Source organism: Streptomyces sp. Alt3 (assembly GCF_030719215.1).
Lineage (GTDB): Bacteria > Actinomycetota > Actinomycetes > Streptomycetales > Streptomycetaceae > Streptomyces > Streptomyces glycanivorans.
Genome location: NZ_CP120983.1, coordinates 3,332,430 through 3,346,229 on the forward strand (window position 1 = coordinate 3,332,430; position 13,800 = coordinate 3,346,229).

Annotated in this window: 21 protein-coding genes; 1 reads left to right on the top strand and 20 read right to left on the bottom strand. The window is 67.2% G+C overall.

What is annotated here, in order from left to right; all coding sequences use genetic code 11:
* The first annotated feature begins 46 nt into the window (after positions 1 to 46).
* Entirely contained in the window at positions 47 to 1,936 is a 1,890-nt protein-coding gene (locus P8A20_RS14230) for a hypothetical protein (RefSeq protein ID WP_306103618.1), read from the top strand.
* Here P8A20_RS14230 and truA read toward each other — a convergent pair.
* The 20 genes from truA to rplN all read right to left on the bottom strand — a co-directional run bounded on the left by truA (position 1,905) and on the right by rplN (position 13,786).
* Positions 1,905 to 2,759, bottom strand: a complete 855-nt coding sequence (truA, locus tag P8A20_RS14235) for a tRNA pseudouridine(38-40) synthase TruA (RefSeq protein WP_147959079.1) — start codon at positions 2,757 to 2,759, stop codon at positions 1,905 to 1,907. The two genes, P8A20_RS14230 and truA, sit on opposite strands and share 32 nt — an antisense overlap.
* 78 nt (positions 2,760 to 2,837) lie before the next feature.
* Entirely contained in the window at positions 2,838 to 3,344 is a 507-nt protein-coding gene (gene rplQ / locus P8A20_RS14240) for a 50S ribosomal protein L17 (RefSeq protein ID WP_104788309.1), read from the bottom strand.
* A gap of 143 nt (positions 3,345 to 3,487) precedes the next feature.
* Complete coding sequence (locus tag P8A20_RS14245; protein WP_003966937.1) at positions 3,488 to 4,510, bottom strand: DNA-directed RNA polymerase subunit alpha; 1,023 nt, start codon at positions 4,508 to 4,510, stop codon at positions 3,488 to 3,490.
* A gap of 136 nt (positions 4,511 to 4,646) precedes the next feature.
* The gene (rpsK, locus tag P8A20_RS14250) at positions 4,647 to 5,051 is read right to left on the bottom strand and encodes a 30S ribosomal protein S11 (protein WP_003956432.1); all 405 of its coding nucleotides are present in this window, start codon (positions 5,049 to 5,051) and stop codon (positions 4,647 to 4,649) included.
* Positions 5,052 to 5,156: 105 nt separating this feature from the next.
* Entirely contained in the window at positions 5,157 to 5,537 is a 381-nt protein-coding gene (gene rpsM, locus P8A20_RS14255; RefSeq protein ID WP_014154579.1) for a 30S ribosomal protein S13, read from the bottom strand.
* 197 nt (positions 5,538 to 5,734) lie between these two features.
* Positions 5,735 to 5,848, bottom strand: coding sequence for a 50S ribosomal protein L36 (gene rpmJ / locus P8A20_RS14260; RefSeq protein WP_003956441.1), 114 nt, complete (start codon positions 5,846 to 5,848; stop codon positions 5,735 to 5,737).
* Between the two features lie 60 nt (positions 5,849 to 5,908).
* Positions 5,909 to 6,130, bottom strand: a complete 222-nt coding sequence (gene infA / locus P8A20_RS14265) for a translation initiation factor IF-1 (RefSeq protein ID WP_003956442.1) — start codon at positions 6,128 to 6,130, stop codon at positions 5,909 to 5,911.
* Positions 6,131 to 6,331: 201 nt separating this feature from the next.
* Entirely contained in the window at positions 6,332 to 7,168 is an 837-nt protein-coding gene (map, locus tag P8A20_RS14270) for a type I methionyl aminopeptidase (RefSeq protein WP_147959078.1), read from the bottom strand.
* Between the two features lie 120 nt (positions 7,169 to 7,288).
* Positions 7,289 to 7,948, bottom strand: coding sequence for an adenylate kinase (locus P8A20_RS14275; RefSeq protein WP_147959077.1), 660 nt, complete (start codon positions 7,946 to 7,948; stop codon positions 7,289 to 7,291).
* Positions 7,948 to 9,267 (bottom strand): preprotein translocase subunit SecY, encoded by a 1,320-nt coding sequence (gene secY, locus P8A20_RS14280; RefSeq protein ID WP_147959076.1) that lies wholly within the window; start codon positions 9,265 to 9,267, stop codon positions 7,948 to 7,950. The genes P8A20_RS14275 and secY overlap by 1 nt, the downstream gene beginning before the upstream one ends.
* A 221-nt stretch (positions 9,268 to 9,488) precedes the next feature.
* Positions 9,489 to 9,944: a 50S ribosomal protein L15 gene (rplO, locus tag P8A20_RS14285; RefSeq protein ID WP_014047794.1), complete on the bottom strand. Its 456-nt coding sequence runs from the start codon at positions 9,942 to 9,944 to the stop codon at positions 9,489 to 9,491.
* Position 9,945: 1 nt separating this feature from the next.
* Positions 9,946 to 10,128, bottom strand: a complete 183-nt coding sequence (rpmD, locus tag P8A20_RS14290; protein ID WP_003966943.1) for a 50S ribosomal protein L30 — start codon at positions 10,126 to 10,128, stop codon at positions 9,946 to 9,948.
* Positions 10,128 to 10,730, bottom strand: a complete 603-nt coding sequence (gene rpsE / locus P8A20_RS14295) for a 30S ribosomal protein S5 (protein WP_014047793.1) — start codon at positions 10,728 to 10,730, stop codon at positions 10,128 to 10,130. Before rpsE ends, rpmD begins: the two co-directional genes overlap by 1 nt.
* Positions 10,731 to 10,777: 47 nt before the next feature.
* Positions 10,778 to 11,161: a 50S ribosomal protein L18 gene (gene rplR / locus P8A20_RS14300; RefSeq protein ID WP_033297607.1), complete on the bottom strand. Its 384-nt coding sequence runs from the start codon at positions 11,159 to 11,161 to the stop codon at positions 10,778 to 10,780.
* Between the two features lie 3 nt (positions 11,162 to 11,164).
* Positions 11,165 to 11,704, bottom strand: a complete 540-nt coding sequence (rplF, locus tag P8A20_RS14305; RefSeq protein ID WP_147959075.1) for a 50S ribosomal protein L6 — start codon at positions 11,702 to 11,704, stop codon at positions 11,165 to 11,167.
* Positions 11,705 to 11,725: 21 nt separating this feature from the next.
* Positions 11,726 to 12,124 (bottom strand): 30S ribosomal protein S8, encoded by a 399-nt coding sequence (gene rpsH, locus P8A20_RS14310; RefSeq protein ID WP_014154584.1) that lies wholly within the window; start codon positions 12,122 to 12,124, stop codon positions 11,726 to 11,728.
* A gap of 222 nt (positions 12,125 to 12,346) precedes the next feature.
* Positions 12,347 to 12,532 carry a type Z 30S ribosomal protein S14 gene (locus P8A20_RS14315; protein ID WP_003948630.1) on the bottom strand — a complete coding sequence of 62 codons (186 nt, stop codon included), beginning with the start codon at positions 12,530 to 12,532 and terminating at the stop codon, positions 12,347 to 12,349.
* Between the two features lie 2 nt (positions 12,533 to 12,534).
* On the bottom strand, positions 12,535 to 13,092 hold the full coding sequence (gene rplE, locus P8A20_RS14320; RefSeq protein ID WP_014154585.1) for a 50S ribosomal protein L5: 558 nt from the start codon (positions 13,090 to 13,092) through the stop codon (positions 12,535 to 12,537).
* A complete protein-coding gene (gene rplX, locus P8A20_RS14325; protein WP_014047788.1) occupies positions 13,092 to 13,415 on the bottom strand; it encodes a 50S ribosomal protein L24 in 324 nt (107 codons plus the stop codon). Before rplX ends, rplE begins: the two co-directional genes overlap by 1 nt.
* A 2-nt stretch (positions 13,416 to 13,417) precedes the next feature.
* Positions 13,418 to 13,786 (bottom strand): 50S ribosomal protein L14, encoded by a 369-nt coding sequence (rplN, locus tag P8A20_RS14330; protein WP_003966950.1) that lies wholly within the window; start codon positions 13,784 to 13,786, stop codon positions 13,418 to 13,420.
* Positions 13,787 to 13,800: the final 14 nt, after the last annotated feature.

The window sequence follows — 13,800 nt, forward strand, 5'->3', positions numbered from 1 at the left end:
CCACGCACCAGCCCCGTCCCCTCCCCTCGAACGAGGACCCGCCGCCGTGCGTCTGACCACCCTCTTCACCATCCCGCGCGTCCTGCGCCACAGCGACGCCGTGGGCGCCGACCTCCCGCCGGACGACGCCGTGGTCCTCGACGCCCCCGACCCCTCGCTGCGGGTGGCCCTCGCCGCCGCCGCCTCGGGGGATCACGCCCCGGCCGCCGAGCTCCTCGCGGGCACCCGCGAGCACGCCCAGTGGGAGCGCAGGGACACGTGCGTCTCCCGTCTCGCGCGGGCCTCTCTGCACCACCCGGGCTGGCTGGACAGCTGGCTGGAGGAGTCCCCCGAGGACCCCGACGCCGTCCTGGTCAAGGCCGACCAGTACATCTACCAGGCCTGGCAGATACGGACCGGTGCCCGCGCCAAGCACGTCGAGGCCGACCAGTTCCGGGCGTTCCACGCCGTGCTGCGGGACTCGGTGCCGGTGATCTCCGCCGCCGCCGAGCTCAACCCGGACGACCCGGTCCCGTGGCGCATCGCACTGACCCAGGCCCGGGGCATCCAGGCACCGCGCGAGGTCTTCGACACCTATCTGTCCGAGGCGAACGCGCGTGATCCGCACCACGAGGGCTGCCACGTCCAGGCGCTCCAGTACCTGTGCGCCAAGTGGTACGGCTCGCACGAGGAGATGTTCGCGTTCGCCGAGCGCGCGGCCGACCAGGCCCCTCCCGGCTCCCGGCTCCACGCGCTGCCGCTCCAGGCCGTCGTGGAGTACCTGATCGCCGACGAGGAGACGCCCGACCCCGACCCGTACACCCCGCGCACCGAGGCGGCGGTGACCCGCGCGCAGGCGCTCTCGGACAGCTACGCCCCGGGGGACCGGGAGGCCGCCGGCTTCCGCAACCACCTGGCCCTCGTCCTGTGGTCGCTGAACCGCTACGAGGAGGCGCTCACCGCCTTCCGCAGCATCGGGGTGCACGCCACCACCTTCCCCTGGACCTATTTCGGCGAGGCCCGCGAGGAGTTCCTGGAGGCCCGCTCCGACACCCGCGTCGAGCTGGCGATGAGGATCCCCTTCTTCCGCGCCTCCCCCGAGCCCCCGGCGGCGGGAACACCCGACTGGGAGCGCGAGCTGGCACCGAGGTCGCTGGCCATCGCCTCCACCGGCCCCACCGAGGTGGCCCAGGCCGCCCTGATCTGCGGGTACAGCCTGCGGACGGCCCCGGCCGGCAGCCGCCACACGTACGTCGAGATCGTCCCGGACCCCGTGCGGGGGAAGCGCGCGGCCCTGCTCCCCGAGGACCCGCTCACCTCCGCGGCCGACAACTTCACCACCGCCGAGAACTGGCCGGCCCTGGTCCTGCACCGCACCCCGGAACGCAGCAGCTTCACGCTCGTGCACCGGGGCAAGAAGGTGACGGACCACTCCTGGGAGACCGCGGCCCCCGCCACCGACCACGCGGAGGCGACCACGACGGCTGCCGCGCTCGCCCGTGCCTACGGGCTCACCGACCCGCGCCCGCTGGCCCACATCCTGCGGGCCGCCGGCGATCCCGCCCGCCACCAGGGCGAGCTCGTCGCCGCCCTGGGGCTCCCCCCGCTGCCCTCCGGCTACGGCGGCGAGCAGGAGATCCTCGCGGAGCTCCCCGGCGCCCGGGTGCTGGCCCGGCGTGGCTTCCTCGCGGGCATGCGGGACACCATGACGACGAAGGACGGTGTCCACCCGGAGACGCCGCCCCAGGACGAACCGCACCCGGCCCACTGGTGGGTGCTGCGGGCCGCGGCGCTGCTGTTCTTCACCGTGGCGGCGGTCTACGCCTGGTGGACCCCGGACATCGGCTGGTTCCGCTCCACCGTGTCCAGCGCCGTCGCCCTGTACTTCGCGGCGAAGCTGATCCGCGCCCTGCGCCGCCGGCCGGTCAGCAGCAGGCGGCCCCCGGCAGCGTCCTGACGTTCCGCGCCTCCAGGGCCCTGGCCGCCAGCAGATCGTCGGCCGGGTAGGCCACTTCCTCCAGGGTCAGTCCGTGCGGCCGCACCACGTGCACCGCCGGATCCCGCACCTTCGCCGCCAGCACCTCCGCCGGCCACCCCGCCGGGCGGCGTCCGTCCCCGACGAACAGCGCCGCGCCGATCAGCGCCCGCACCATGTTGTGGCAGAACGCGTCGGCCTGGACGGTCGCCGTCAGTACGCCCGACTCCGCGTCCCGCACCCAGTGCAGCTTCTGCAGCGTGCGGATGGTCGTGGCGCCCTCACGCTTCTTGCAGTACGCGGCGAAGTCGTGCTCGCCCGTCATCAGGGCGGCCGCCTCGTTCATCGCGGCCGCATCGAGCGGACGGTCGTGCCACAGCACATGGCCCCGGGTGAGCGGGTCCACACCCCCCGGCCGGTCCCCCACCCGGTACGCGTAACGCCGCCACAGCGCCGAGAAGCGCGCGTTGAACCCGGCCGGGGCCTCGGCCGCCCGCCAGATCCGCACGTCCAGCGGCAGGCGCCCCGCCATCCGCCGCAGCAACTTCTCCTCGTGTTCGGCCCACACCTCCGCCGGGAGGTCGACGTGCGCCACCTGCCCGCGCGCGTGCACCCCCGCGTCGGTCCGCCCGGCGACCGTCAGGTCGTACGTCACCGACGACCGCGTCACGGTCCTCAGCGCGTCCTCGATCTCGCCCTGCACGGTGCGCCTGCTGGTCTGCTTCGCCCAGCCGGAGAAATCCCTGCCGTCGTAGGAAAGGTCCAGCCGTACCCGTACGAATCCGGGCTCTGCCTCGTCACTCACCCGAAGATCCTCTCAAAACCGAACGGGCCCGCACCGCCCCGAAGGGAGATGCGGGCCCGTACCTGGGTCTCAGAACGCTCAGGCGTCCTTGGACTCCTCAGCGGCGGCGTCGGCCGGCTTGGCGTCCTCGACGGTCTCGGCCGGAGCCTCGTCCTTCTTGAGGGCGTCTTCCTTGACGGCGCGCTTCGTCGCGGCCTCGGCCTCACCGGTGGCCTGCTGGGCCACGGTCAGCGCCTCGACCAGCTCGATGACGGCCATCGGGGCGTTGTCGCCACGACGGTTGCCGATCTTGGTGATGCGGGTGTAACCACCGGGGCGGTTCTCGTACCGCGGGGCGATCTCGGTGAAGAGCGTGTGCACGATGCCCTTGTCCGTGATCGACTGCAGCACCAGGCGACGGTTGTGGATGTCGCCCTTCTTCGCCTTGGTGATGAAACGCTCGGCGACCGGACGCAGGCGGCGGGCCTTGGCCTCGGTCGTGGTGATGCGGCCGTGCTCGAACAGCGACTTCGCGAGGTTGATGAGAAGAAGCTTCTCGTGCGCAGCGCTGCCGCCCAGACGGGCACCCTTGGCGGGCTGAGGCATGGTTTTTCTCCTTGTGTGCTGCACCGGCCGTATCAGGTACCGGTGTCAGTTCCCGCGAGGCGGCCGCCCCGCGGAAGTCCTTGTCGATCCGCGACCGGCCCAGGGGCTCCGCGTCGGCGGGCGCCCCTGGCCGGGAAAGCGGATCAGTACTGCTCGGTCTCCACGAAACCGGCGTCCGCGTCGTCGTCGGCGCCGAAGGCGTCGGCGGCGGCGGTCGGGTCGAAGCCGGGAGGCGAGTCCTTCAGCGCCAGGCCCATACCGGCCAGCTTCGCCTTGACCTCGTCGATCGACTTCGCACCGAAGTTGCGGATGTCGAGCAGGTCCGCCTCGGAGCGGGCCACGAGCTCACCCACGGAGTGGATGCCCTCGCGCTTGAGGCAGTTGTACGAACGGACCGTGAGCTCGAGCTCCTCGATCGGCAGGGCCAGATCGGCGGCGAGCGCGGCGTCCGTCGGGGACGGGCCCATGTCGATGCCCTCGGCGTCGATGTTGAGCTCGCGCGCCAGACCGAACAGCTCGACCAGGGTCTTACCGGCCGACGCCATGGCGTCACGGGGACGCATGGCCTGCTTGGTCTCGACGTCGACGATCAGCTTGTCGAAGTCGGTGCGCTGCTCGACACGGGTCGCCTCGACCTTGTACGTGACCTTGAGCACCGGGGAGTAGATGGAGTCGACCGGAATCCGGCCGATCTCCTGGCCCACCTGCTTGTTCTGGACGGCGGAGACGTAGCCGCGGCCGCGCTCGACGGTCAGCTCCATCTCCAGCTTGCCCTTGCCGTTCAGCGTGGCCAGGACCAGGTCCGGGTTGTGGACCTCGACACCGGCCGGCGGGGCGATGTCAGCAGCGGTGACCAGGCCGGGACCCTGCTTGCGCAGGTACATCACGACCGGCTCGTCGTGCTCCGAGGAAACGACCAGCTGCTTGATGTTGAGGATGAGGTCGGTCACGTCCTCCTTGACGCCCGGCACGGTGGTGAACTCGTGCAGGACACCGTCGATCCGGATGCTGGTGACAGCGGCACCGGGGATCGAGGAGAGGAGCGTGCGACGCAGGGAGTTGCCGAGGGTGTAACCGAAGCCCGGCTCCAGCGGCTCGATCACGAACCGGGAGCGGAACTCGTCGACGACCTCTTCGGTCAGCGACGGACGCTGAGCGATAAGCATGTGGTGATCCTTCAGTCGTGGGCACCCACTATTTGATGCCCGACAGATGAAACAAGGGTACGGGCGGCACGCCCCCGAAGGGACATACCGCCCGGACCAACGCTACTGCCGCACGGCCGTCACCGGCCGTGACGGATCAGACGCGGCGACGCTTCGGCGGACGGCAGCCGTTGTGCGGCGTCGGGGTGACGTCCTGGATCGAACCGACCTCGAGGCCCGTGGCCTGGAGGGAGCGGATCGCGGTCTCACGGCCGGAGCCGGGACCCTTGACGAAGACGTCGACCTTGCGCATGCCGTGCTCCTGCGCGCGGCGGGCGGCCGACTCGGCGGCCATCTGCGCGGCGAAGGGGGTGGACTTGCGCGAGCCCTTGAAGCCGACGTGGCCGGCGGAGGCCCAGGAGATCACGTTGCCCGAGGGGTCCGTGATCGAGACGATGGTGTTGTTGAACGTGCTCTTGATGTGCGCGTGGCCGTGAGCGACGTTCTTCTTTTCCTTGCGACGCACCTTCTTGGCTGCGCCCTGACGACCCTTGGGGGGCATGTCTTGACTCCAGATGGAGAGGGGAGGTGATCGGTCCTACAGCGAAGACCGCTGGTTTCCGCGAACGTCCGGTGGCCCGGACACCCGCAGTACGTCCGCTGAGGACTACTTCTTGCCCGGCTTCTTCTTACCGGCGATGGCGCGACGCGGGCCCTTGCGGGTACGCGCGTTGGTGCTGGTGCGCTGGCCGTGGACGGGCAGGCCACGACGGTGGCGGATGCCCTGGTAGCAGCCGATCTCGATCTTGCGGCGGATGTCGCCCTGGATCTCGCGGCGAAGGTCACCCTCGGTGCGGAGGTTGGCGTCCACGTACTCGCGGATCTTGACCAGGTCCTCTTCGGCCAGGTCACGAACGCGGGTGTTGGGGTTCACGCCGGCGGCGGCGAGGATCTCCTTGGACCGGGTGCGCCCGATACCGAAGACGTAGGTGAGGGCAACCTCCACGCGCTTTTCGCGCGGGATGTCAACACCTGAAACGCGTGCCATTCAATGGCTCCAGTTGTCATTTCGGGGGTCTTCCGCAGCGCCACTCCCGAACGCCGACCTCGCCCGCATGGGTGGAGGTGGTACGCCCGGGTCCCCGGCCCCCGCCGGAGGTGTCGTCAGCCGAAGCTTGGACGGGCACTGCGTATGTACGTTTACGTGCGTCGCGCGAAGAACTGCGAGATGCAGGTGGTCGTGCGTCAGCCCTGGCGCTGCTTGTGGCGCAGGTTGTCGCAGATGACCATGACCCGGCCGTGACGGCGGATCACCTTGCACTTGTCGCAGATCTTCTTGACGCTCGGCTTGACCTTCATGGGATGTCAGGTTCTCCGGGTCAGTGCCCTCACCACGCCGAAGCGGGGTGGCGGCAAGATCTACTTGTAGCGGTAGACGATCCGGCCACGCGTCAGGTCGTACGGGGAAAGCTCCACGACGACCCGGTCATCCGGGAGGATACGGATGTAGTGCATCCGCATCTTGCCGCTGATGTGCGCGAGGACTTTGTGACCGTTCTGGAGTTCCACCTTGAACATGGCGTTCGGGAGGGACTCGATCACGGTGCCCTCAATTTCGATGGCACCTTGCTTCTTGGCCACGCTTCGCCTTTCGAATCGGCTACCTTGATCGACTCAAGCCACCGCATGTAGACACAGGGATGCACGAGAGCCGACGAGTCAGTCTACGTCAGCGGACTCCAAAAGACGAATCCGTCAAGTTTGCCCACTTGCCCTGATCCTTAGACATGGATCAGCCGGACGGTCCTGCGGGCGCCGGCCCGCAGATCCGCCGGTGGACGGTCACCCCAGCGGGTCGGGGGCCACCTCGACCCCGTACGGGGCCAGCCTCTCCCGGCCGCAGTCCGGGGCGGTCAGGACGAGGGGGCCCTGCTCGGTGAGGGCGATCGAGTGCTCCCAGTGCGAGGACCAGGTGCCGTCGGTGGTGAGCACCGTCCACTCGTCGGAGAGGACCTTGGTCTGCGGCGTGCCCAGCGAGACCATCGGCTCGATGGCAAGGCAGACGCCCGGGACGAGCTTGATCCCCTTGCCGCGCTTGCGCGAGACGTAGTTCAGCAGGTGCGGGTCCATGTGCATCTCGGTGCCGATGCCGTGGCCGCCGTAGTCCTCGATGATCCCGTACTTCCCGGTCGCCGGACGGGGCTGGCGGCGGATGTAGGACTCGATGGCCTTCGAGATGTCGATGAGCCGGTTGTTCACCTTCATCGCGGCGATACCGGCCCACATGGACTCCTCGGTCACCCGGGAGAGCTCGACGAGCTCCGGAGCGTGGCCCGTGCCCACGAAGGCGGTGTACGCCGCGTCGCCGTGCCAGCCGTCGATGATCGCGCCGGCGTCGATCGAGATGATGTCGCCGTCCTTGAGGACGGTCTTCTCATCCGGGATGCCGTGGACCACGACGTCGTTGACCGAGGTGCAGATGGTCGCGGGGAACCCGCCGTAGCCGAGGAAGTTCGACTTCGCACCGTGGTCGGCGATCACCTTGCGCGCGACCTCGTCGAGGTCCTTCGTGGTGGCGCCGGGAACCGCCGCCTCGCGGGTGGCGGCGTGAATGGCAGCGACCACGAGGCCCGCCTCGCGCATCTTCGCGATCTGCTCGGGGGTCTTGATCTGCACCATCGCTGGGCGCCTCTCTGCGTACGAAGGGGAACGGTTGCGGCCGTACCCACGATACGGCGCAAACAGTCGGCCGCGACGCCCGAGGGCGCCGCGGCCGGCTGCAGTGGTGGAGCGGGGTGATCAGCCCTCGTCGGACTTCTTGAGGGCCTCCATGGCCCGGTCGGTCACCTCGGTGACCTTGCCGAGTGCGGAGATCGTCACGACCAGGCCCTGGGACCGGTAGTGGTCGATGATCGGCTCGGTCTGCGTGTGGTAGACCTCGAGACGCGTGCGCACGGTCTCCTCGGTGTCGTCGTCACGCTGGTACAGCTCACCGCCGCAGACGTCGCAGACGCCCTCGGTCTTCGGGGCGTTGTACGTCACGTGGAAGACGTGCGAGCTGTCGTTACGGCAGATGCGGCGGCCAGCGATGCGCTTGACCACCTCGTCCTCGGGGACCTCGAGGTCAAGAACCGCGTCCAGCTTGACGCCTTCGCCGAGAAGCATCTCGTCGAGCGCCACGGCCTGCCCCACATTGCGGGGGAAGCCGTCCAGGAGGAAACCGTTCTCGGCGTCCGACTGGGCCATGCGGTCCTTGGCCATCGCGATGGTGACTTCGTCCGGCACCAGCTGTCCCGCGTCCATGTAGGCGCGGGCCTGCTTGCCAAGGTCCGTGCCCTGGCTGATGTTGGCGCGGAAGAGGTCGCCCGTGGAGATGTGCGGAATCGAAAGATTCTTGGCAAGGAACGCAGCCTGCGTTCCCTTGCCGGCACCGGGCGGCCCGACGAGGACGATTCGCATCAGCGGAGGAACCCTTCGTAATTGCGCTGCTGGAGCTGACTCTCGATCTGCTTCACGGTCTCCAGACCCACACCCACGATGATCAGGATGCTCGTCCCGCCGAACGGGAAGTTCTGGTTCGCACCGCCGAAGCCTGCCAACGCCATCGTCGGCACCAGAGCGATCAGGCCCAGGTACAGCGAGCCCGGCCAAGTGATCCGGTTGAGCACGTAGCTCAGATACTCGGCAGTAGGTCGACCAGCCCGGATACCCGGGATGAAGCCACCATACTTCTTCATGTTGTCGGCGACTTCCTCGGGGTTGAACGAGATCGCCACATAGAAGAATGCGAAGAACACGATCAACAGGAAGTACGTCGCGATGTAGTACGGGTGGTCGCCCTTGACGAAGTGATCCTGAATCCAGGTCGCCCAGCCCGCGGTGGAGTTGGAGAACTGAACGATTAGAGCAGGAATGTAGAGCAGCGAAGAAGCGAAGATGACGGGAATCACACCCGCCTGGTTCACCTTCAGCGGGATGTAAGTGGACGTACCGCCGTACGACCGGCGCCCGATCATCCGCTTCGCGTACTGCACCGGAACGCGACGCTGGGCCTGCTCGACGAAGACGACGAGGCCCACCATCACGAAGCCGATGAGGATGACCGTGATGAACTCGATCCAGCCGTCGGCCAGCTTGCCGCTGGTCTTGATGGCCCAGAGGGCGCCGGGGAAGCTGGCGGCGATCGAGATGAACATCAGGATCGACATGCCGTTGCCGATGCCGCGGTCGGTGATGAGCTCACCGAGCCACATGACGGCGGCGGTGCCGGCGGTCATGGTGATCACCATGACGATGGTCGTGAAGATCGACTGGTTCGGGACGATCTGGTCGGCGACGGGGCAGCCGCTGAACAGCGCGCCGCTGCGGGCGGTCGCCACGAGGCCGGTGCCCTGGAGGATGGCCAGCGCCACGGTCAGATAACGCGTGTACTGCGTGATCTTCGCCGTGCCCGACTGCCCCTCCTTCTTGAGGGCTTCGAGCCGGGGAATGACGACGGTCAGCAGCTGAAGAATGATGCTGGCCGTGATGTACGGCATGATGCCGAGCGCGAAGATCGTGATCTGCAGCAGTGCACCACCGCTGAACATGTTGACCAGACCGAAGAGGCTGTTGTTGCCCTTGCTGGCCTGATCAACACAGGTCTGGACGTTCTCGTAGCTCACCCCCGGTACGGGAATGTGCGCCCCGAGACGGTAGAGCACGATGATGCCGAGCGTGAAGAGCAGCTTCTTGCGCAGGTCGGGCGTCTTGAACGCCCGGGCGAACGCGGTGAGCACGGTGCCTCCTGCGACCCCCGCGCAAAAGCGTGAGGTGACGGTCTTGAGGATCGACGATTACGTAACAGCCAAAGGACCCCGGGCGTTTGCCCAGGACTTACCACAGCAACGCACGCCACCTTACCGGCGGACATGCCCCCCTAGGAACGACCAACCGGGGATGCCCCAAATGAGAGGCATCCCCGGTCGGGTGTTCAGGCCACAGTCCTGTCCGAGTTGTCTCAGACGAGTTCGGTGACGGTGCCGCCCGCGGCGGCGATCTTCTCCTTGGCGGAGCCGGAGACGGCGTCAACCGAAACCTGCAGCGCCACGGAGATCTCGCCCTGTCCGAGGACCTTGACGAGGTGGTTGTTACGCACAGCGCCCTTGGCGACCAGGTCGGCCACCGTGACCTCTCCACCCTCGGGGTAGAGCGTCGCGAGCTTGTCCAGGTTCACGACCTGGTACTCCGTGCGGAACGGGTTCTTGAAGCCCTTGAGCTTCGGGAGACGCATGTGGAGGGGCATCTGGCCACCCTCGAAGCGCTCCGGAACCTGGTAACGAGCCTTCGTACCCTTGGTACCACGGCCTGCGGTCTTACCCTTGGACGCCTCACCACGACCCACACGGGTCTTGGCGGTCTTGGCGCCCGGGGCAGGCCGGAGGTTGTGGGCCTTCAGCGGGCTGTTCTCCGCCATGTCAGTCAACCTCCTCAACCGTCACGAGGTGGCGGACGGTGTGAACCATTCCGCGGAACTCGGGGCGGTCCTCCTTGACAACCGAGTCGTTCAGGCGCTTGAGCCCGAGCGAACGCAGGGTGTCGCGGTGGTTCTGCTTGCTGCCGATGTACGACTTCGTCTGCGTGATCTTGAGGCGAGCCATTACGCACCCGCTCCCGCACGCGCACGGAGCAGAGCCGCGGGGGCGACGTCCTCGAGGGGCAGACCGCGGCGGGCCGCGATCTCCTCGGGACGCTGCAGGCCCTGGAGGGCCGCCACGGTCGCGTGCACGATGTTGATCGGGTTCGAAGAACCGAGCGACTTCGACAGGATGTCGTGAACGCCGGCGCACTCGAGAACGGCGCGCACCGGGCCACCGGCGATAACACCGGTACCGGGGGAAGCAGGCTTGAGCAGGACGACGCCCGCAGCCTTCTCGCCCTGGATCGGGTGAGGGATGGTGCCCTGGATACGCGGGACCTTGAAGAAGCTCTTCTTGGCCTCTTCGACGCCCTTGGCGATGGCCGCGGGAACTTCCTTGGCCTTGCCGTATCCGACACCGACGGTGCCGTCACCATCGCCCACCACGACCAGCGCGGTGAAGCTGAAGCGACGACCACCCTTCACTACCTTGGCGACGCGGTTGATCGCGACGACGCGCTCGACGTACGCGGTCTTCTCGGCGGCAGCGCCACCGTCACGGCCCTTCCGGTCCCGCCGCTCGCCGCCACCGGCACCGCTTCCGCGGCGCTGGGGTCCAGCCATTGGATTTACCTCTCTCTGTTACGTCCGCTGTGCGTTGGAACCGGGGCTTAGAACTTCAGCCCGGCTTCACGGGCGGCGTCAGCCAGAGCGGCAATCCGCCCGGCGTACTGGTTACCACCGCGGTCAAACACGACGGCCTCGACGCCTGCAGCCTTGGCACGCTCGGCGACCAGGGCGCCGACCTGCTTGGCCTGGGCGCTCTTGTCGCCTTCCGCACCACGGATCGACGTGTCCAGGGTCGACGCGGACGCGAGCGTGTGGCCCGCGATGTCGTCGATGACCTGGGCGACGATGTGGCGGTTGGAACGCGTCACAACCAGGCGCGGCCTCTCCGGCGAACCGGAGATGTGCTTGCGCACGCGGATGTGGCGGCGCTTGAGGGCGGCACGCTTGTAGGCGTCGCCCTTGGCGATCTTTACACCGTATGCCATGGCTTACTTACCCGCCTTTCCGACCTTGCGGCGGATAACCTCGCCGGCGTACTTGACGCCCTTGGCCTTGTACGGGTCAGGCTTCCGCAGCTTGCGGATCTTCGCCGAGACCTCGCCGACCTTCTGCTTGTCGATGCCCTCGACACTGAACTTCGTGGGCGACTCGACCTTGAAGGTGATGCCCTCGGGGGCCTCGATGAGGATCGGGTGGCTGTAGCCCAGGGCGAACTCCAGGTTGGAGCCCTTCGCCTGGACTCGGTAACCGACACCGCTGATCTCGAGCGCCTTGCTGTATCCCGCGGTCACGCCGGTGATCATGTTCGCCACCAGCGTGCGGGACAGGCCGTGAAGGGCCTTGTTCTGACGCTCGTCGTTCGGGCGGACGACGTTGAGCACGCCGTCCTCACCCTTGGTGACCTCGATCGGCGCTGCGACGGTGTGCGAGAGGGAACCCTTGGGGCCCTTCACCGCGACCGTGCGGCCATCGATGGTGACGTCCACACCGGCGGGAACCTGGATGGGGAGCTTGCCGATTCGCGACATGAGCTATTCCTCCGTTCCCGACTACCAGACGTAGGCGAGGACTTCCCCACCTACGCCCTTCTTGCTGGCCTGCTGGCCGGTCAGGAGACCGTGGGACGTGGAGATGATCGCCACGCCCAGGCCGCCGAGAACCTTCGGCAGATTGGTGGACTTTGCGTATACACGCAGACCCGGCTTCGAAATGCGCTTGATGCCGGCAATCGAACGCTCGCGGTTCGGCCCGAACTTCAGCTCGAGAACGAGGCTCTTGCCGACCTCGGCGTCCTCGACCTTCCAGCCGGTGATGAAGCCCTCCTGCTGGAGGATCTCCGCGATGTGCGACTTGATCTTGCTGTGCGGCATTGCGACATCGTCGTGATACGCCGAGTTCGCGTTACGCAGACGCGTGAGCATGTCTGCGATGGGATCAGTCATGGTCATGAGTTGGCCTTCGGCCTCTCTCGCCGGGGTTTCCTGTATGCGCCATCCCTCTCCCCACTCAGTGGCGGGACGGGTGCGGTGCGGGGACCTACGGCGTAGTAAGTCGGTCAGGGCGGCAGGCGCCCAACCCTTCAAGCCTACGGCATGAAAAGCGGGGCTCCTGCCGACCGGATACTTACCGAGAGCTTCTGGTCCTCCCAAGCCCCTAGGGGCGAAGGAGAATTACCAGGAGCTCTTGGTCACGCCCGGCAGCTCGCCACGGTGAGCCATCTCACGAAGGCACACGCGGCACAGGCCGAACTTGCGGTAAACGGAGTGGGGCCGGCCGCAGCGCTGGCAGCGGGTGTACCCGCGCACGCCGAACTTCGGCTTACGGGCGGCCTTAGCGATCAGAGCCTTCTTCGCCACGGTCAGTTCTCCTTGAACGGGAAGCCGAGGTGACGAAGCAGGGCACGACCCTCGTCGTCGTTGGCAGCCGTGGTGACCACGGTGATGTCCATGCCCCGGACCCGGTCGATCTTGTCCTGGTCGATCTCGTGGAACATGACCTGCTCCGTGAGACCGAAGGTGTAGTTGCCACGGCCGTCGAACTGCTTCGGCGACAGACCACGGAAGTCACGGATACGCGGCAGCGCGAGCGACAGCGTACGGTCCAGGAACTCCCACATGCGGTCACCACGAAGGGTGACGTGGCAGCCGATCGGCTGCCCCTCGCGCAGCTTGAACTGCGCGATCGACTTGCGGGCCTTCGTGACGGCGGGCTTCTGGCCGGTGATCGTGGTGAGGTCCTTGACCGCACCGTCGATCAGCTTGGAGTCGCGGGCGGCGTCGCCCACACCCATGTTGACCACGATCTTGACCAGACCGGGGATCTGCATGACGTTCTCGTACGAGAACTCCTCACGCAGCTTGCCGGCGATTTCCTCGCGGTAGCGCGTCTTGAGACGCGGCGCAGTGGTGGTCGTCATCAGATGTCCTCACCGGTCCGCTTGGCAACGCGGATCTTCTTGCCCTCGTCGTCAAAGCGGTAGCCGACGCGGGTGACGACCTTGTTGCCGTCCTTCTCCACGACCAGCTGAACGTTGCTGACGTGGATCGGGGCCTCGGTGGTGACAATGCCACCCGTCTGCGAACCGCGAGCCGTCTGACCGGCCTTGGTGTGCTTCTTGACCCGGTTGACACCCTCGACGAGGACACGGTCCTGGGCGGGGAAGGCAACGATGACCTTGCCCTGCTTGCCCTTGTCCTTACCGGTGATGACCTGAACCAGGTCGCCCTTCTTGATCTTCATGCTTACAGCACCTCCGGCGCGAGCGAGATGATCTTCATGAACTTCTTCTCGCGCAGCTCTCGGCCCACGGGGCCGAAGATACGGGTGCCGCGGGGGTCGCCGTCGTTCTTGAGAATGACAGCGGCGTTCTCGTCGAAGCGGATGTACGAGCCATCCTGACGACGACGCTCCTTGACGGTGCGAACGATGACGGCCTTGACGACGTCACCCTTCTTCACGTTGCCACCGGGGATCGCGTCCTTCACGGTGGCGACGATGACGTCACCGATGCCCGCGTAGCGGCGACCCGAGCCACCGAGAACACGGATGGTGAGAATTTCCTTCGCACCCGTGTTGTCGGCGACGCGCAGTCGCGACTCCTGCTGGATCACGTCTATCTCCTGAT

Coding starts and splice junctions, on each gene's coding strand:
- rplQ (WP_104788309.1), bottom strand. CDS start 3,344: ATGCCTCAGCCCGCCAAGGGTGCCCGTCTGGGCGGCAGCGCTGCGCAC.
- P8A20_RS14245 (WP_003966937.1), bottom strand. CDS start 4,510: ATGCTTATCGCTCAGCGTCCGTCGCTGACCGAAGAGGTCGTCGACGAG.
- rpsK (WP_003956432.1), bottom strand. CDS start 5,051: ATGCCCCCCAAGGGTCGTCAGGGCGCAGCCAAGAAGGTGCGTCGCAAG.
- rpsM (WP_014154579.1), bottom strand. CDS start 5,537: ATGGCACGCGTTTCAGGTGTTGACATCCCGCGCGAAAAGCGCGTGGAG.
- rpmJ (WP_003956441.1), bottom strand. CDS start 5,848: ATGAAGGTCAAGCCGAGCGTCAAGAAGATCTGCGACAAGTGCAAGGTG.
- map (WP_147959078.1), bottom strand. CDS start 7,168: ATGGTGCAGATCAAGACCCCCGAGCAGATCGCGAAGATGCGCGAGGCG.
- P8A20_RS14275 (WP_147959077.1), bottom strand. CDS start 7,948: ATGCGAATCGTCCTCGTCGGGCCGCCCGGTGCCGGCAAGGGAACGCAG.
- rplO (WP_014047794.1), bottom strand. CDS start 9,944: ATGGCGGAGAACAGCCCGCTGAAGGCCCACAACCTCCGGCCTGCCCCG.
- rpmD (WP_003966943.1), bottom strand. CDS start 10,128: ATGGCTCGCCTCAAGATCACGCAGACGAAGTCGTACATCGGCAGCAAG.
- rpsE (WP_014047793.1), bottom strand. CDS start 10,730: ATGGCTGGACCCCAGCGCCGCGGAAGCGGTGCCGGTGGCGGCGAGCGG.
- rplR (WP_033297607.1), bottom strand. CDS start 11,161: ATGGCATACGGTGTAAAGATCGCCAAGGGCGACGCCTACAAGCGTGCC.
- rplF (WP_147959075.1), bottom strand. CDS start 11,704: ATGTCGCGAATCGGCAAGCTCCCCATCCAGGTTCCCGCCGGTGTGGAC.
- rpsH (WP_014154584.1), bottom strand. CDS start 12,124: ATGACCATGACTGATCCCATCGCAGACATGCTCACGCGTCTGCGTAAC.
- rplE (WP_014154585.1), bottom strand. CDS start 13,092: ATGACGACCACCACTGCGCCGCGTCTCAAGACGCGCTACCGCGAGGAA.
- rplX (WP_014047788.1), bottom strand. CDS start 13,415: ATGAAGATCAAGAAGGGCGACCTGGTTCAGGTCATCACCGGTAAGGAC.